Genomic DNA, 15,626 nt, shown 5'->3' on the forward strand with positions numbered 1-15,626 from the left:
CCACTGAGCCTCGTTCAGCTCATAGCGTCGCACGCCCATCGATGCGCTCCGAATCAAAAAAATCCGCAGCCCATTGATTCCGCGCCAAACGCAAAAATGAATCCCGAATGTCGATTGGTCCTAGAGCAGCTTGTCCAGAGTGATCGGCAGGTCGCGCACGCGCCTGCCCGTGGCGTGGAAGACGACGTTCGCCGCCGCCGCCGCGGCGCCGACGATCCCGATCTCGCCGAGGCCCTTCACGCCAAGCGGGCTCACCTTGTCGTCCCGCTCCTCCACGAAGATCGCCTCGACCTCGCCGACGTCCGCCTTGGTCGGGATGTGGTATTCGCCGAAATTGTGGTTCATGACCCGCGCGAGCGCGTGGTCCGGCGCGCCCTCCTCATGCAGCGCCACGCCGATCCCCATCACCACGCCGCCCATGATCTGGCTGCGTCCGGTCAGCGGATTGAGGCTCTTTCCCGCCGCGACGGCGCTGACCACGCGCGGGACGCGCACGACGCCGGTCAACAGCCCATCGGCGGGAAACTCCGCCGCATAGCGCGCGAGGCCTGCGACCTTGAGCGGGCCTTCCACGCGCGCACGGGGCGAGCCGACGTGAAGTTGCGACATGACCGGCTCCCTGCTCGGCTTTTGCGTGCGCTCCGGCGTCAATTCACGCTTTTGACGCTCTGCCGCTGCGGCGCGCCGCGCGAGGCCTGCGACAGAGCGCGCAGAATCGCGCGGCGGGCAGCTCGACCTTGAAGGCGTTGCCCTTGAGAGGACGCGCCGGCGCGAGGATCGCGTCGGCGACGCGCGCGAAGGCCTCGCGCAGGGGCAGGCGCGCGACGTGGACGAGCAGCGTCGGGCGCGCGACGTCATATTTCATGAGATCGACGAGATTGGCGCCGCCGGCGACGAAGGCGGCGCGCGGATCGGCGGCGACCGCCGCGGCGGCCTCCGCCACCGAGGACGCACGCAGATAGGCGAAGCGCTTCATTGCGCCGCCTCCCCCGCCGCCTCGCTTTCGGCGAGGACGTCGCGGATCGCCGCAAGGATGTTCGGGTAGGCGCCGCAACGGCAGAGGTTCCCGCTCATCGCCTCGCGGATCTCGTCGTCCGTATGGGCGCGGCCCTCGTTGAGAAGCCCGACGGCCGAGCAGATCTGGCCGGGCGCGCAGTAGCCGCACTGGAACGCGTCGCGCGCGATGAAGGCCCGCTGCATCGGGCGCAGGCGGCCCGGCGCGCCGGGCCCCTCGATGGTCACGACGTCCGCGCCCTCCTGCATGATCGCCAGCGTGAGGCAGGCGTTGACCCGGCGCCCGTCGACCAGCACGGCGCAGGCGCCGCACTGGCCGTGGTCGCACCCCTTCTTCGTTCCCGTGAGGCCGAGCCGCTCGCGCAGAAGATCGAGCAGGGTCACGTCGGGCGCGATCATTACGACGACAGGCGCGCCGTTGACGCTCGGATTGAGCTCCGCGTCCTGCGCGGCGGCGACGAAGAAGGAGCGGCCGCCCGAAGCTGTTCGAGCCCCGAACGAGCGTCGGCCGCGGACATTCCACTTTTCCGCGCGCCGCAGGACGGCCTATCTGTAGTAGCCGCCGAAGAAGGGCGTGCCGACGCCTTCGTCCGGATCGAACACGTCGTCGCCGTTGCCGAAGGCGTAGCCCTCGTCATAGTCGTGGGCGATCGCCTCGGTCTGGATCGCCGTGCCGATGGCGCTGCGCTCGTTGGCGTAGGCGACCGGACGGCGCGAGCGCTCCTGCAGCGTTCCGGCGCCGCCCGGCAGGGGGTAGAAGCCTGCGCCGCTTTCAGGATCCTGCGACAGGTTCGTCCAGCCGCCGCCCGGCGCATAGGCGACCTTGCCGCTTTTCGCCGCTACGGGCGCGGCGGCGAAAAGCGCCGCGCCGGCGAGCGCGAAGCCGAAGCGCCGAAGATTGCGAAGACGCATTTTTTCTCCTTTTCGGGACCTGCTTACAAGGACCTGCCTGAACTCGAGGAAGCAACCATCCGCCGCCTCACACGTTGCGGCCGCCATCGATAACGGACCTTCAGGAGTTTCGCACGTGGAGCCTATGAAACCCATGGAGCCCATGAAGCCGATGTCCGGCGGCGGCTGGCGGCCGAAGGATCTCGGTTCGCCGTCGTCGAGCGGCGGCCAGGACGATTTGCGCTACGCCTTCTGCCCCGACAAGCGCCGTCTGCTGATCGACCGGGCCGGGAAGGTCTCGACCTATGACACGGGCGACCTGCAGATCGGCGGCGTGCGGCGGAGCCGATCCCGCCTTTTCAAGCCAGAAGGGCCCGGTCGACCTCTCGAGCCTGAAGAAGCTCGACTGAAGCCGGAGGAGCGCGCCGAGCCGGTGCGCTCTCAGAAGCTCGCCGTCGCGAGGCGCCAGCGCGCGAGTTCGGAGGCGGTGAGGATGCGCACCTGGCTCGGATCGATCTGCTCGGCGACGGCGACGAGCTCCACGCTCACCCCCATCGCCAGCGTATAGCGCTTCAGCATGGCGGTCATCGCCTCGCCGGCGAAATGGCGCTTCGCGCCGTTCCAGGCGAAGATGCGGTGGACGCCGATCTGGCTGCCCGGCGGCGCGACGCGGCGCGCGGCGCCCATGAAGGCGTAGACGCAGGACGAGAAACAGATTCCGGCCTGCGGAATATAGTCCGCGGGCGCCGCCACCGTGACGGTCGCGCCGGCGCGACGAAAGGCCTCGCCCAGCTCCATCGCGGCGACGATCTTGCCGCCCGGCGAGTTCAGGATCACGAGCGGATGGCGACCGGCGTCGCCCGACGCCTGGAGCATCGCCCTGAACCGCTCGGCCGCGCCCTCCTCGATCGAGCCTTCGGCGACGATCGCGCTCGAGCAGCGCCCGGCGCAGGTCGCCGCGTCCGCCCAGCGGAAGGTCATCGTCCCGGCGGACGCCGGGACCGTCAGGGCGACGAGCGCCGCGGCGAGGCGCGCGCCCATGCGAAAGCCGACCACAGGCTGCGCCCCGCTCATCTTTCCCTCCGCTCGCCGAGGCGCCATCATGGAGCGCAGGGCGAAGGCGGGTCAATGCGGCGCGATCCGCCGGCTCGCCTTGACCGCGCCGCCGGGCTCGATTAATAGATAATCAAAATGGATTGATAGATTTTTTCTATAATCATCCAGCCTGACGAAGTCCGCCGCGCCGCCGACCGACGCAAGAAAGCGCAATTCGGAGCGAAGTCTCATCGATATGACAGCCAGCATCATCCCGCCCCGCCCGACCGCGCGTCCCGCCTCGCCGAACTTCTCGTCCGGCCCCTGCGCCAAGCGCCCAGGCTGGCGCAGCGGCGTCCTCGACGACGCGCCGCTCGGTCGCTCGCACCGCGCGGGACCGGCCAAGGCGCGCCTCAAGGCCGCCATCGACCGCACGCGCGAGCTGCTCGAGATCCCCGACGGCCATCGCATCGGGATCACGCCGGGCTCCGACACCGGCGCCTTCGAGATGGCCATGTGGTCGACGCTGGGCGCGCGCGGCGTCGACGTGCTCGCCTGGGAGTCGTTCAGCGAGGGCTGGGCCGGCGACGTCGTCAAGCAGTTGAAGCTCAAGGACGCGCGCGTGCTGGAGGCGCCCTACGGCGAGATTCCCGATCTCTCTACGGTGAATTTCGATAATGACGTCGTCTTCGCGTGGAACGGCACGACCTCGGGCGCGCGCGTTCCGGACGCCGGCTGGATTTCCCCGCGCCGCGCCGGCCTCACCCTGTGCGACGCCACCTCCGCCGCCTTCGCGCAAAAACTCGACTGGGACAAGCTCGACGTCGTCACCTTCTCCTGGCAGAAGGCGCTGGGCGGCGAGGCCGGCCATGGCGTCATCGTCCTTTCGCCGCGCGCCGTCGAGCGGCTTATTTCCTACGTTCCGCCGTGGCCGCTGCCGAAAGTCTTCCGCCTGACGAGCGGCGGCAAGCTCGTCGAGGGACTCTTCGAGGGCGAGACGATCAACACGCCCTCCATGCTATGCGTCGAGGACTATCTCGACGCGCTGCGCTGGGGCGAGTCGGTCGGCGGGCTCGACGGCCTCCTCGCCCGCGCCGACGCCAACGCCAGGGCGCTCGGCGACTGGGTGGAGCGCACGCCGTGGATCGACTTCCTCGTCGCCGATCCGGCGATCCGCTCGAACACCAGCGTCTGCCTCAAGATCGTCGATCCCGCCGTCGCCGCGCTCGACGCCAAAGGCCAGGCGGCGTTCGTCAAGGCGCTGACCTCTCTCCTCGAGAAGGAGAAGGCGGCCTATGACGTCGGCGCCTATCGCGACGCCCCGCCCGGGCTGCGCATCTGGTGCGGGGCGACCGTCGAGACGGCCGACGTCGCGGCGCTGACGGGTTGGCTCGACTACGCCTTCGCCAGCGTCAAGGCGCAGACCGCCGTCCCGGCCTGACCGCCGCGCTTCTCCTTATGTCTTGACATGTCGGCGTCGTAGCGGCCCCTCGCCGCGACGCCCGCCACCGGAGCTGTCCATGCCTCGCCGCGTCCTGATCTCAGATGCGCTTTCGCCGGCCGCCGTGGCCATCTTCAAGGACCGCGGCGTCAGCGTCGATTTCGAGCCGGCGCTCGGCAAGGACAAGGAGAAGCTCGCCGGCGTCATCGGCGGCTATCACGGCCTCGCCATCCGCTCCGAGACCAAGGTCACGGCCGAGATTCTCGCCCGGGCGCAGAACCTCAAGGTGGTCGGGCGCGCCGGCATCGGCGTCGACAACGTCGACATCCCGGCGGCGACAGCGCGCGGCGTCATCGTGATGAACACGCCCTTCGGCAACTCGATCACGACCGCCGAGCACGCGATCGCCATGATGTTCGCCGTCGCCCGCCAGATTCCCGCCGCCGACGCCTCGACGCAGGGCGGCAAATGGGAGAAGAGCCGCTTCCTGGGCGCCGAGATCACCGGCAAGGTGCTGGGCGTCGTCGGCTGCGGCAACATCGGCGCGATCGTCGCGAGCCGGGCGATCGGCCTGCACATGCATGTGATCGCCTTCGACCCGTTCCTCGCGCCCGAGCGCGCCGCCGACCTCGGCGTCGAGAAGGTCGAGCTCGACGAGCTTCTCGCGCGCGCCGACTTCATCACCCTGCACACGCCGATGACGGCGCAGACGCGGAACATCCTCTGCGCCGAAGCGCTGGCGCGGACGAAGAAGGGGGTGTTCGTGATCAATTGCGCGCGCGGCGGCCTCGTCGATGAGGAGGCCCTGCGCGCCCTGCTCGACTCCGGCCATGTCGCCGGCGCCGCCTTCGACGTCTTCTCGAAGGAGCCGGCGAAGGAGAACCCGCTGTTCGGCGCGCCGAACATGGTGTGCACGCCGCATCTTGGCGCCTCCACCGCCGAGGCGCAGGAGAACGTCGCGCTGCAGATCGCCGAGCAGATGGCCGACTATCTGACGCGCGGGGCGATCGCCAACGCCGTCAACTTCCCCTCCATCGCCGCCGAGGAGGCCGGCCGGCTGAAGCCGTTCGTCGCGCTCGCCGACGTGCTCGGCGCCTTCGTCGGCCAGATGCTCGACAGCGGCGTCGTCAAGGCGACCATCGTCTATGAGGGCGCGGTCGCCGAGCTCAAGACCAAGGCGCTGACCGCCTCGGCGCTCGCCGGGCTGCTGCGCCCCGTGCTCGAGGACGTGAGCGTCGTCTCGGCGGCGGCCGTGGCCAAGGAGCGCGGGATCGTCGTCGACGAGGTCTCGCGCGCCGCCGAAGCCGACTATGAATCGCTGATGAGCCTGATCGTCGAGACGCAGGCGCGCACGCTTCGGGTCAGCGGCACCGTGTTCCATGACGGGCGGCCGCGCATCGTCGAGATCGACGGCGTCGACGTCGACGCAGTGGTCGCGCCCTTCATGCTTTACGTCAGCAACGAGGACAAGCCCGGCTTCATCGGCAAGCTGACGAGCGTCGTCGGCGCCGCCGACGTCAACATCGCGACCATCTCCCTCGGGCGCGACCGCGAGGGAGGCGCCGCCGCCTCGCTGATCGCCGTCGACGCGCCGCTGCCCCCCGCGACGCTGACGCTCGCCGGCGCGCTGACCGGGGTGAAGCGGGTCAAGGCGCTGCGCTTTTCGGTCTAATCCTCGAAAATCTCGTCCTGCGCATATCCTTGCGCGTAAAGGAGCGCGGCGAGGTCGGCGTGCTCGATCCGCGCCGCCGCCGCGGCCGCGACCGCCGGCTTGCCGCGGAAGGCGACGCCGAGCCCCGCCGCCTGCAGCATCGGCAGGTCGTTGGCGCCGTCGCCGACCGCGAGCGTCTCCTGCGCGCCAAGGCCGCGTTCGGCGCGAAGGCGCAGCAGGGTCGCGCGCTTGCCGTCGGCGCCGAAGACCGGCTCGGCGACGGACCCGGCGAAGCGCCCGTCCCCGTCGATCTCGAGCCGGTTGGCGACGTCGAGGTCGAAGCCGATCCTTTGCGCGACGACGCGGGTGAAGACGGTGAAGCCGCCGGAGGCGAGCGCCGTCAGCGCGCCGTTCCGGCGCATGGTGCGCACCAGAGCGCGCCCGCCCGACGTGAGCGTGATCGCCCGCTCCAGCACGCGGTCGACGACGGCGAGCGGCAGGCCCTTCAGCAACGCGACGCGCTCGCGCAGCGCGCCCTCGAAGGCGATCTCGCCGCGCATCGCCCGCTCGGTGATCGCGGCGACATGATCCTTGAGCCCCGCCTCGGCGGCGAGCTCGTCGATGCATTCCTGCCCGATCATGGTCGAGTCCATATCGGCGACGAACAGCTTCTTGCGCCGCCCCTGCGCCGGCTGGACGACGACGTCGACGGGCGCGCCCTCCAGCGCCTCCCGCGCGCGAGCTTCGGCGCCGGACGCGCGCTCGGGCGGAAGGAAAAGGTCGAGGGCGAGCCCCGGCGCGAGCCAGCGCGCCTCGCGCGCGCCAAGAGCCGCTTGCGCGCGGCGCGCGAGCTTTTCGCTCAGGATCGGGGCTTGCGGATCGCAGACGAAGGTGGCGACGAAATCGGCTGGCGGCGGCATGGCGGGGTTCTGGAGCGCGTTCAGCGAAATCCAGTTCGCCGAACGCGCTCTAGCTATTTGTTCAAACGCGTTTTCTCAACGCAAAAGTTTTGCTGAAAACGCTCCGGCGCCCGTCGCGCCGCCGTCCTCAGCCGAAGGCTCGCTCTTCGCGCCTATTGCGCGCCGCGCGTCGCCTCGAACAGGAACCAGGTGCGGCGCTCGGCCTCGTCGATCCACACCTCGAGGAGGCTCGCCGTGGCGACGTCCTCCATCTCGTCGCAGACGCCGTGCAGCTCGCGCAGCGAGGCGGCGAGCTGCTTGTTGTCGTCGCGCAGCTCGGCCAGCATGTCGGCCGGCGTCACATAGGGCGCGTCATTGTCGAGCAGGCGCTGGATGCGGCTGATCTCGCCGATCGAGCGCAGCGTCGTGCCGCCGATCTTGCGCGCGCGCTCGGCGATCGGATCGGTCGTCGCGAAGATCTGGTCGGACTGCTCGTCGAGCAGGAGATGGTAGTCGCGGAAATGCGAGCCCGACATGTGCCAGTGGAAGTTCTTGGTCTTGAGATAGAGCGCGAACATGTCCGCGAGCAGGGTGGTGAGGCCTGCGGCGATGTCCTTCGTCGCTTCGGGCTTGAGGTCGGTCGGCGTTTCGAGGGGCGCGATCTGGCGCTCCTGCGCGGTCTTGGCGGCCATCAGGGTGGTCCTTGCGAAGGGGATGGAAGCCGCCTGCGGCGACGGCCGAGTCTAACCCGCCGGCGACGCCAAGGTTCCGGGCTCGCACGCCTTCTAGGCGCCGCGGGCGCCGCGCTCGCGCCGGAGCCAGAAGAACGCGAGCGCGCCGACCACGGCGACGATGAACACGAGCGAGACGAACAGCGCCGACTGGTCGAGCCAGGCGAACGCCGGCACGCACAGCGCCATGACGAGGCCGTTGGCGCACAGCCGCCACGACAGGAGATGCGCGCCTGCGACGAACACGCCGAGCGCGAGCAGAAGCAGCATGGCGAGGGTGGTGATGTCCTCGTTGGCGATCGCCTGCACGCTCGGCAGCAGCAGCAGGTTCATGGCGACGAGGAAGGCGCCCCAGTGCAGGGCCTGCGTCCAGACGAGCCGCAGCCTGTCCGGCGCGTCCCTCCAGCCGGTCGCGACGCAGAGCGCGCCGACGATGCAGGCCATGAACTCCCAGTAGCCGAACAGCCGCGCGCGCGTGAGGCTCATGTAGGCGACGCCGCCGAGCGTCAGCGCGAGGATGGCGAGATAGGGCGCCTCGCGCACCCAGAAGCTCGGCCCGGCCTCGTCTTCGTAGAGATCGTCCGAATAGCTCACGCGCGCGCTCCTTGCGTTCCGGCGCGCCCGCGCCGCGCCGAAGCGTGCCAGGAATAGACGACGCCGAGGCCGGCGAGCGCCAGGACGAGGCCGAGCACGACGGCGATCGCCGACTGCTGCAGCCAGGCGATGCCCGGAACCGCAACGGCCATGACGACGCCGATGAAGGCGATCTGCCATGACATGATGTTGATTCCCGCCGTCACCGTGCCGAGGGCGAGCAGCAGAAGCACGGTGAGTCCGGTCGCCTCGGGGTTGAGCAGACGCTGCACGCCCGGCAGCAGCGCGAGGTTCATCGCGATGAGGAAGGAGATCCAGTGCAGCGCCTGGCTCACGACGAGCCGGATGCGGCCGCGCCGGTCTTCGGTCTCCGACCAGCCGGTCGCGATGACGGCGACGCAGACGACGAAGGCCATGAACTCCCAGTAGCCGACGAGGTTGCGGCGCGAGACGGCGGTGTAGCCGACGCCGAGCAGCATCATGCCGAGCACGATGAGATAGGGCAGCTCGCGCATCCACAGGCTGCGCTTCGGACTCGGCTCGACCCGATCGGGGTTCTGCAGGATCTCTCTGGCGTTGAACGGGGGGCTCGACTCGGTCATCGCGTGGGTCCGATGCGGGATGGGCGCGCGGCCCAGGCGCGCAGTGATACCGCCAAAGCGCGGCTCCGCCTAGGGCTCCATAAGCGCGCAAGCGGGCCGGAACCCGCGCCGCCGGGCGGCGTTCCGGGCGCATTCCGCGTCGGCCGAGGCCGTCGCATCCTGTCCGTGGAGCAGACCCGTGGCCAAAATCGCTATGATCGCCTTCCTGCCGATCGCGGCGGTGACCTTCGGCGTCATGTCGCTGTTCATCGCGCTGAACCCGCAGCTGACGCATAATTTCGACTGGGCGTTCGGCGCCTACATGAACGTCGCGCTTTTGAGCTTCGTCGTCGCCGCGCCGATCTCCTGGCTCGTCGCGCGGCGCATGATGACGCGGCGCGACAAGCGGATCGCCGACGCCTCCGCGCGCGGCTAGCGTTCAGGGCTCGCCGTCGCCCCGGGCGAGAAGGTCCGGCCGGCGCGCGGCGGTGAGGCGCAGCGCCTCCTCGCGCCGCCACGCCTTTATCCGGCCGTGGTCGCCGGAAAGCAGGACGGGCGGGATCCCGCGTCCCTCCCATTCGCGCGGGCGGGTGTAGTGCGGATATTCGAGCAGGCCGCCCTCGAAGCTCTCCTCCTCGCCCGATTCCGCCTTGCCCATGACGCCGGGCAGAAGCCGCACGCAGGCGTCGAGAAGGACCATGGCGGCGAGCTCGCCGCCGGAGAGCACGTAGTCGCCGATCGAGACCTCCTCCAGCCCGCGGCCCTCGATCACCCGCTCATCGACCCCCTCGAAGCGGCCGCACACGAGGACCGCGCCCTCCCCGGCCGCAAGCTCGCGCACGCGGCGCTGCGTCAGCGGCCTGCCGCGCGGGCTCATCATCAGGCGCGGGCGCGCGTCGCCCGGCGCGAGCGCGGCGTCGAGCGCGGCGGCGAGCACGTCCGCCCGCAGCACCATCCCGGCGCCGCCGCCGGCCGGCGCGTCGTCGACGGCGCGATGGCGGCCGAGCCCGTGCGCGCGGATGTCGTGCGCCTCGAGGGAGAAGCTCCCGCGCCCAAGGGCTTCGCCGGCGAGCGAGAAGCCGAGCGGCCCCGGGAACATGGCCGGAAACAGGGTGAGCACGCTCGCGCGCCAGGGGCTCAAGGGGCGTCCGCGGCGTCCCCGCCGGCCTCCTCGCGCGCCTCGATCTCGACGGGCGCGGCGATGACGATCACGCCGGCGGCGAGATCGACGCCCGGCGCCACGGCGCGGGTGAAGGGAAACAGCAGGGTTTCGCCCCCCGCCTCCGGCGCCACTTCAAGGATCTGGCCGGCGCCATAGTCGAGCACGTCGCGCACATGGCCGATCGGGCGTCCTTCAGGATCCTGCGCGAGAAGGCCGACGAGATCGGCGACGTAGAACTCCTCCTCCTGCGTCGCCGGCAATTTTTCGCGCGAGGCGTAGAGATCGAGGTTGGTCAGCGCCTGCGCCGCCTCGCGGCTGTCGACGCCGCCGAGCCGGACGATGAAGGCGCCGTCCTTGAGGGGGCGCGAGGCGCGCAGCGAGAAGGCGCGCGTCCCCGCGCGGTCGAAGAGCGGCGCGTAGGACAGGATCGCCGCCCTGTCCTGCGTGAAGCTCAAAAGGCGGATTTCGCCGCGCACGCCATGGGCCGCGCCGAGCCGCCCGACGAGGATCAGCCTGTCCCGTCCGTCCTGCAGCGGCATCGCCCGCCCCTATTTCGCGGCGCGGGCCCTGAGCGCGTGGTCGGCGAGCGTCTTGCCGAGCGACCAGACGGCTCCGGGCACGCGATGCGCGTCGGCGATCGTCTCGTCGAAGGCGCGCTCGATCCAGTCGCAGTCGGCGTCGTCCATGACGAGGGTCGGCAGCAGCTTGACGACATGGCTGCCGTGCCCCGCGACCTGCACGAGAATCTTGTGGTCCTTGAACAGCGGCAAGGTGACGAGCTGGCAGAACAGGCCCTGGTTGACCGCCTCGACGACGCCCCAGGCGGCCTTGAGCTTCAGCGACTGCGGGCTGCCGAACTCGATCCCGATCATCAGCCCCTTGCCGCGCGCGTCCTTCACGAGCTCGTAGCGCTGGGCCATGGCGCGGAACGACCTCAGCAGGCGCTCGCCCTGCCGCTCGGCCCGCGCGATCAGCCGCTCGCCCTCGATGATCTCGAGCGCGGCGAGGCCGCAGGCCATGGCGAGCTCGTTCTTGGCGAAAGTCGAGCCGTGCACGACGGCCCTGTCCATGCGGTTGAAGACCTTGTCGAACACGGCCTTGCGCGTCATCAGCGCCCCGACGGGGGTCTGCCCGCCCGACAGGCCTTTGGCCACCAGGACCATGTCCGGCTCGACGTCCCAGTGCTCGACCGCGAGGAAGCGTCCGGTGCGCCCGAGGCCCGTCTGGATCTCGTCGGCGACGAACAGCGCCCCATGCTTGCGGCACAGCCGCGCCGCCTCGCGAAGATAGGCGTCGCCCGGCAGGTTGACGCCCTTGCCCTGGATCGGCTCGACGATGAAGCCGGCGACGTCGCCGGCGGCGAGCGCCGCCTCGAGCGCGGGCAGGTCGTCGAACGGAACCTCGACGCAGTCGGGCAGAAGCGGCCCGAAGCCGTCCCTGAAGATAGCGTCGCCGTTCAGCGACAGGGAGCCGAGGCTGAGCCCGTGGAAGGCGTGGCTGCAGTGGACGATCCTGGCCCGGCCGGTGGCGCGGCGGGCGAATTTCATCGCCGCCTCGACCGTCTCCGTGCCGGAATTGGCGAAGAACACCTTGTCGAGCCAGGGAACGAAGCCGAGCAGGCGCTCGGCCAGCAGGCCGGAGAGGACGGAGACGTCCATCTGCACGAGATTGGGCAGGTCGGCCGCGAGCGCCGACTCGATCGCCTCGCGCACGACCGGATGGTTGCGTCCGACGGCGAAGACGCCCCAGCCGCTGAGGAGGTCGAGATAACGCGTCCCGTCGCGGTCGTAGAGATACTGGCCTTCCCCGCGCGAAAAGCCGACGTCGCCGCCGATGGTCTGGATGACGCGGACCATCATCTCGTTCATGTGCGCGGCGTGCAGCGCGTAGCGCTCGCCCTCGCGCTCGGCGATCAATTCGGCGATGTCGAAACGCCGCGGCGCCCTCGCGAGGGCCGCTTCCTGTAGGGCTTTCGTCGTCAAGTCATTGAGCTCCGAACGTCGCCGCGGCCTGCGGGCAGAGCCCTAAAGCCGCAGGACTGCGCGGACGGGCGCGCCAGAGGCGACAGTTAGAGCAGAATCCCTTGAAACGAAACTTCATTTTCGCGGAAGCGGCTCCCGGCGCCGCGCGCCCCGCCAGCGTGCGGCCGCGTGACGCGGACGGCGCGACGCGAGAAGCCCGGGCTTGCGCCCGGGCTGCGTCAAACGTCGCGAGAGGGAATGGTGGGCGCGACAGGGATCGAACCTGTGACCCCTACGATGTCAACGTAGTGCTCTCCCGCTGAGCTACGCGCCCTCCGCCTCGCGGCCGGAGCCGCCAGCATATATCGGCTCGCCCGCGGGCGCGCAAGCCGCGCCGGCGCCGTTTTTTGCGTCCCTCAGAAGCCGACGCCGATCGGCGAGGCGGACGACGGACGGCCCGACGCGGCCTGCGCCGGCGCGGCCGGGACGGGACGGACCTCGCGCGCGGGCCGGGCCTCCCGGACCGCGGGCCGCTCCCGCGCCGGGCGCGCGGGCGCGGGTTTTTCGGGCGCCGGCTTCTCGGGAGCGGGCCGCGCCTCGCGCCTCGGCTCCGGCCGCGCGCGCGGCGGCTCGGCGGCGGGAAGGCGGACGATCTCCTTCTTCGGCGCGGCCGGCTTGCCGGGCGCGGCGACGGCTGGCGCGCATACGCCGTCCGGCTCGGCCTTGAGGCGCGAGACGAGCGCGTCGTCGACCGCCAGCGGCGCGGCCGCGGGCGCCTCGCCCCTGGCCGCGAAATAGCGCGAGAAGGCCGCCTTCGCGCGCGCGTCGAGCGCGCCGCTCGAAGGCGGGGCGAGGCAGCCGATGCGGGCGAGCTCGTCCTGCGCCGCGCGGATCTGCGGCTTCGTGTTGACGACGGCCGGCTCGGGCAGCTCGCGCAGCGCGGCCTCGACCTGCGGCGAAAGGCGCGCGCAGGCGAGGCCCCGCTTCAGCGCGGCGAGCTTTTCGCGCGTCGCGGCGGCGTCCGCGCCCGGCGCGGCCCTCAGCGAGGCGAGCTCGAGGTCCTCGCGCCGGCACGCCTCCTCGAGGCGGGCGGCCTCGGACTCGAGCGCGGCGACTTTCGCGCCGGCGGCGGATTTGACGGAGGCGCAGGTCGCCGACTGCGCCAGGGCGCGCAGCCCGTCGCCGTCCGAGGGCGCGAGCGCGGCGAGGGCTCCCTCCTCGCGCGCGCAGGCCTCCTTCGCCTCGGCGAGGGCGCGGTCGAGGCTCGCGACGACGCCCGGACAGGACGCCTCGCGGCGCAGCGCGCCGAGGGCGCCGACATCCTGCGGCGCGATCGCGGCGCGCCGCGCCTCCTCGCGCGCGCAGGCCTGCGCCTGCCGGGCGAGGTCCGCCTCAAGAGCCGCGAGCTTCTCGCCCGCCTGCGCGCGCACGGGGGCGCAGGCGGAGTTCTCAGCGAGCGCGCGCAGGCCGGCGGGTTCGCGCGCGGGAGCCGCGGCGAGCGCGGCGGCGTCGGCGCGGCAGGCGGCCCTGACCTCGGCGAGACGGGCCGACGCCGCCTCGACGACGCTCGGGCACTCGGCGCCCTTCGCGAGCGCCTCGAGCGCGGCCGGATCGCCCGGACCTGCGGAAAGCCCGGCGAGCCGCGCCTCGTCGCGCCGGCACGCCTCGGCCCGCTTTTGCGCCTCGCGCTGAAGAGTCCCCTCGAGCGCCGCGAGCTTTTGGGACGCCTGCTCCTTGACGTCGGCGCAGGCGGCGCGTCCGGCGAGCGCGCGCAGCCCGTCGAGGTCGCGCGCGGCCAGCGAAGCGAGCTCGCCGCCCTCGCGCCGGCAGGCGGCCTCGCGCGCCGCCCGCTCGGCGGCTTCGCGCGAAGCGATCTCGCCAAGGCTCTGGTCGAGCGCGGCGAGCGTCGCCGGGCAGCGCGCGCGCGCGCGAAAATCCTTCAGCGCCGCGGCGTCGGCGGCGAGCTTCCCCATCTCCTCGTCCTCGGCGCGGCAGGCCGCCGCCTCGCGCGCCAGCGCCGCCTCGGCGTCGGAAAGGCGCGCCTGCGCCGTTCGCGCCGCCGGCTCGCAGGGCGCCTTGGCGAGAAAAGCCTTGAGCCCTTCCGCGTCGCGCTCGCCGATCGCCTTGAGCGCCGCGCCGTCCCTCTCGCAGGCGGCCTGCAGCGCCGCCCGCCGGGCGCGCTCGGCCTCGGCGGCGATCTCGGCCTGCGCGGCGGCGACCAGCGCGCCCGTCGCGTCGCATTGCGCCCGGCCCCGCAGCGCCTCGAGCCCCGCGCCGTCGCCGCGCTGCGCGAGCGCATGCGCCTCGGCGTCCTCGCGCCGGCAAAGCTCGGCGCGCCGCGCCGCCTCGGCCTCGAGTGCTGCGAGCTTCGCCGCGGCGGCGGATTTCACGCTCGCGCAGGACGCCGACTGCGCGAGGGCGCGCAATCCCTGCGCGTCCGCCGGCGCGAGCGCGGCCAGCGCGCCGTCCTCGCGCCGGCAGGCCTGCTCCTCGGCGAGGCGGCGCGCCTCCAGCTCGGCGAGGCGCGTCTTGGCCGCGGCGGCGACCTGCGGGCAGACGCCGCCGGAGAGGCGGCGCAGCGCGTCCGGCTCGCGCGCCTCGTTCAGCGCCGCGCCCTCGCGCTCGCAGGCGGCGTCGAGCTCGGCGCGGCGCGCCGCCTCCTGCGCCGCGGCCTCCTTGCGGCGGCGCTCCGCCTCGGCCTCGCGCAGGGCGCGCTCCTTCTGCGCCCGCAGCGCGGCCTCGGCCGCCTTCAGCCGGTACTGCGCGTCGATGGCGTGGAACGAGGAGGGAAAGCGTTCGAGGAAGTCGCGCAGCGCCGCCGGATCGTCGCTCGTCTTCACCCTGTCCCAGGCGTCGGAATCGGCGCGGTTGAGCACGAAGGGCTCGAACGGCGCGACATAGGTCTGCGGACGCTGGCGGCCGCCGGTCGCCGCCGCCACGTCGCCGGCGACGCGGCGGAACAGCGTCTCGACCTCGAGCCCGGGCTCGGAGAGGCGCCTCAGCAACGCGCCGGAATAGGGGCTGTTGCGTCCGGCGCCGTCGGCGGCCACCTCGCCGGGCGCCGCCGCATAGGCGACGAGAAAGCGCTCGGACGGCGGGCGCGCCGCGGGCGCCGGGGGAGCGCCGCCGGCGCGCCGCGCCAGCCGCTCGGACACCGGATTGGCCCGCGCGGCGTCGAGCGCCATGATGCGCAGGCCCGGCGCGCGCTCGAGGGCGCCGCGCACGCCGTCGACGGCGACCGCGCCGAAAGCGAGGCTCACCTCGTCGTTGACGTCGGCGTCGACGGGCAGAAGGAAATTGCGGCCCTGATGCTGCACGGCGTGGCCGGCGTAGTAGAACAGCGCCGCGTCGGCGCCCGTCGCCAGCCGGGCGAACTGCTGGATCGCCCGGCCGGAGGCCGAGAGGTCGGCGTCGGTCTCGAGCACGACCTCGAAGCCGAGCGCGCGCAGCTCCCGCGCGACGTCCTCGGCGTCGGTCCGGGCGGTGGGCGCGGCGAAAGCCGGATTCTTGTAAGCCGAATTGCCGATGACCAGCGCGACGCGCCGCTCGGCGCGCGCCTCGCCGAAGCCCGCCGGCGCGAGGCAGGCGAGAAGGCAGGCGAGGACGGCGATGAGCAGGGCCCTGACGCGGATCGGCATGTTCACCCGGACGGCGGCGGGCCGCCGG

16 protein-coding genes, 1 tRNA gene and 1 pseudogene are annotated in these 15,626 nt (G+C 72.0%); 3 read left to right on the forward strand and 15 right to left on the reverse strand.

Translation table 11 applies throughout. From position 1 onward, the window contains the following. Positions 1-120: 120 nt before the first annotated feature. The 6 genes and pseudogenes from ACE3OG_RS15320 to ACE3OG_RS15345 all read right to left on the reverse strand — a co-directional run. Positions 121-501, reverse strand: a pseudogene (locus ACE3OG_RS15320) (molybdopterin cofactor-binding domain-containing protein); the annotation flags it as partial. A 151-nt stretch (positions 502-652) separates the two neighbouring features. Beyond that, positions 653-976 (reverse strand): FAD binding domain-containing protein, encoded by a 324-nt coding sequence (locus ACE3OG_RS15325; RefSeq protein WP_374310190.1) that lies wholly within the window; start codon positions 974-976, stop codon positions 653-655. Further along, the gene (locus tag ACE3OG_RS15330; protein WP_374310192.1) at positions 973-1,413 is read right to left on the reverse strand and encodes a (2Fe-2S)-binding protein; all 441 of its coding nucleotides are present in this window, start codon (positions 1,411-1,413) and stop codon (positions 973-975) included. Before ACE3OG_RS15330 ends, ACE3OG_RS15325 begins: the two co-directional genes overlap by 4 nt. A 147-nt stretch (positions 1,414-1,560) precedes the next feature. Beyond that, positions 1,561-1,926: a hypothetical protein gene (locus ACE3OG_RS15335; protein WP_374310194.1), complete on the reverse strand. Its 366-nt coding sequence runs from the start codon at positions 1,924-1,926 to the stop codon at positions 1,561-1,563. Positions 1,927-2,346: 420 nt separating this feature from the next. Next, a complete protein-coding gene (locus ACE3OG_RS15340; protein ID WP_374310196.1) occupies positions 2,347-2,979 on the reverse strand; it encodes a hypothetical protein in 633 nt (210 codons plus the stop codon). A 51-nt stretch (positions 2,980-3,030) separates the two neighbouring features. Next, positions 3,031-3,213, reverse strand: coding sequence for a hypothetical protein (locus tag ACE3OG_RS15345; RefSeq protein ID WP_374310198.1), 183 nt, complete (start codon positions 3,211-3,213; stop codon positions 3,031-3,033). On the opposite strand from ACE3OG_RS15345, the gene ACE3OG_RS15350 reads away from it, so the two are divergent. Together ACE3OG_RS15350 and serA are read left to right on the forward strand one after the other, a co-directional pair. Then, positions 3,197-4,381 (forward strand): phosphoserine transaminase, encoded by a 1,185-nt coding sequence (locus tag ACE3OG_RS15350; RefSeq protein ID WP_374310200.1) that lies wholly within the window; start codon positions 3,197-3,199, stop codon positions 4,379-4,381. The two genes, ACE3OG_RS15345 and ACE3OG_RS15350, sit on opposite strands and share 17 nt — an antisense overlap. Before the next feature lie 79 nt (positions 4,382-4,460). Beyond that, positions 4,461-6,053: a phosphoglycerate dehydrogenase gene (gene serA / locus ACE3OG_RS15355; protein ID WP_374310202.1), complete on the forward strand. Its 1,593-nt coding sequence runs from the start codon at positions 4,461-4,463 to the stop codon at positions 6,051-6,053. Here serA and serB read toward each other — a convergent pair. From serB to ACE3OG_RS15375, 4 genes are all read right to left on the reverse strand, one after another. After that, a complete protein-coding gene (gene serB / locus ACE3OG_RS15360) occupies positions 6,050-6,952 on the reverse strand; it encodes a phosphoserine phosphatase SerB (RefSeq protein ID WP_374310204.1) in 903 nt (300 codons plus the stop codon). The genes serA and serB overlap by 4 nt on opposite strands. A gap of 152 nt (positions 6,953-7,104) precedes the next feature. Continuing rightward, a complete protein-coding gene (locus ACE3OG_RS15365; RefSeq protein WP_374310206.1) occupies positions 7,105-7,623 on the reverse strand; it encodes a Dps family protein in 519 nt (172 codons plus the stop codon). A 93-nt stretch (positions 7,624-7,716) separates the two neighbouring features. Beyond that, positions 7,717-8,256, reverse strand: coding sequence for a hypothetical protein (locus ACE3OG_RS15370; RefSeq protein ID WP_374310208.1), 540 nt, complete (start codon positions 8,254-8,256; stop codon positions 7,717-7,719). Continuing rightward, on the reverse strand, positions 8,253-8,858 hold the full coding sequence (locus ACE3OG_RS15375) for a hypothetical protein (protein WP_374310210.1): 606 nt from the start codon (positions 8,856-8,858) through the stop codon (positions 8,253-8,255). Before ACE3OG_RS15375 ends, ACE3OG_RS15370 begins: the two co-directional genes overlap by 4 nt. 178 nt (positions 8,859-9,036) lie before the next feature. On the opposite strand from ACE3OG_RS15375, the gene ACE3OG_RS15380 reads away from it, so the two are divergent. Further along, positions 9,037-9,273 carry a hypothetical protein gene (locus ACE3OG_RS15380; RefSeq protein ID WP_374310212.1) on the forward strand — a complete coding sequence of 79 codons (237 nt, stop codon included), beginning with the start codon at positions 9,037-9,039 and terminating at the stop codon, positions 9,271-9,273. Between the two features lie 3 nt (positions 9,274-9,276). On the opposite strand, the gene trmD is transcribed toward ACE3OG_RS15380, so the two are convergent. The 5 genes from trmD to ACE3OG_RS15405 all read right to left on the reverse strand — a co-directional run bounded on the left by trmD (position 9,277) and on the right by ACE3OG_RS15405 (position 15,598). Continuing rightward, on the reverse strand, positions 9,277-9,978 hold the full coding sequence (gene trmD / locus ACE3OG_RS15385; RefSeq protein ID WP_374310214.1) for a tRNA (guanosine(37)-N1)-methyltransferase TrmD: 702 nt from the start codon (positions 9,976-9,978) through the stop codon (positions 9,277-9,279). Further along, a complete protein-coding gene (gene rimM / locus ACE3OG_RS15390) occupies positions 9,975-10,538 on the reverse strand; it encodes a ribosome maturation factor RimM (protein ID WP_374310216.1) in 564 nt (187 codons plus the stop codon). Before rimM ends, trmD begins: the two co-directional genes overlap by 4 nt. 9 nt (positions 10,539-10,547) lie before the next feature. Further along, positions 10,548-11,867, reverse strand: coding sequence for an aspartate aminotransferase family protein (locus ACE3OG_RS15395; protein WP_374310240.1), 1,320 nt, complete (start codon positions 11,865-11,867; stop codon positions 10,548-10,550). A 352-nt stretch (positions 11,868-12,219) separates the two neighbouring features. Then, positions 12,220-12,294: transfer RNA gene (locus ACE3OG_RS15400), tRNA-Val, on the reverse strand. 82 nt (positions 12,295-12,376) lie between these two features. Continuing rightward, positions 12,377-15,598: a caspase family protein gene (locus tag ACE3OG_RS15405; protein ID WP_374310242.1), complete on the reverse strand. Its 3,222-nt coding sequence runs from the start codon at positions 15,596-15,598 to the stop codon at positions 12,377-12,379. Positions 15,599-15,626 lie beyond the last annotated feature (28 nt).

Origin of the sequence: Methylocella sp. (assembly GCF_041905455.1) — a bacterium.
GTDB lineage: Bacteria > Pseudomonadota > Alphaproteobacteria > Rhizobiales > Beijerinckiaceae > Methylocapsa.

Bases quoted from the DNA above. Each gene is read 5' to 3' on its own strand.
- ACE3OG_RS15325 (WP_374310190.1), bottom strand. From the start codon at position 976: ATGAAGCGCTTCGCCTATCTGCGTGCGTCCTCGGTGGCGGAGGCCGCC.
- ACE3OG_RS15330 (WP_374310192.1), bottom strand. From the start codon at position 1,413: ATGATCGCGCCCGACGTGACCCTGCTCGATCTTCTGCGCGAGCGGCTC.
- ACE3OG_RS15335 (WP_374310194.1), bottom strand. From the start codon at position 1,926: ATGCGTCTTCGCAATCTTCGGCGCTTCGGCTTCGCGCTCGCCGGCGCG.
- ACE3OG_RS15340 (WP_374310196.1), bottom strand. From the start codon at position 2,979: ATGAGCGGGGCGCAGCCTGTGGTCGGCTTTCGCATGGGCGCGCGCCTC.
- ACE3OG_RS15350 (WP_374310200.1), top strand. From the start codon at position 3,197: ATGACAGCCAGCATCATCCCGCCCCGCCCGACCGCGCGTCCCGCCTCG.
- ACE3OG_RS15345 (WP_374310198.1), bottom strand. From the start codon at position 3,213: ATGATGCTGGCTGTCATATCGATGAGACTTCGCTCCGAATTGCGCTTT.
- serA (WP_374310202.1), top strand. From the start codon at position 4,461: ATGCCTCGCCGCGTCCTGATCTCAGATGCGCTTTCGCCGGCCGCCGTG.
- serB (WP_374310204.1), bottom strand. From the start codon at position 6,952: ATGCCGCCGCCAGCCGATTTCGTCGCCACCTTCGTCTGCGATCCGCAA.
- ACE3OG_RS15365 (WP_374310206.1), bottom strand. From the start codon at position 7,623: ATGGCCGCCAAGACCGCGCAGGAGCGCCAGATCGCGCCCCTCGAAACG.
- ACE3OG_RS15375 (WP_374310210.1), bottom strand. From the start codon at position 8,858: ATGACCGAGTCGAGCCCCCCGTTCAACGCCAGAGAGATCCTGCAGAAC.
- rimM (WP_374310216.1), bottom strand. From the start codon at position 10,538: ATGCCGCTGCAGGACGGACGGGACAGGCTGATCCTCGTCGGGCGGCTC.
- ACE3OG_RS15395 (WP_374310240.1), bottom strand. From the start codon at position 11,867: ATGAACGAGATGATGGTCCGCGTCATCCAGACCATCGGCGGCGACGTC.
- ACE3OG_RS15405 (WP_374310242.1), bottom strand. From the start codon at position 15,598: ATGCCGATCCGCGTCAGGGCCCTGCTCATCGCCGTCCTCGCCTGCCTT.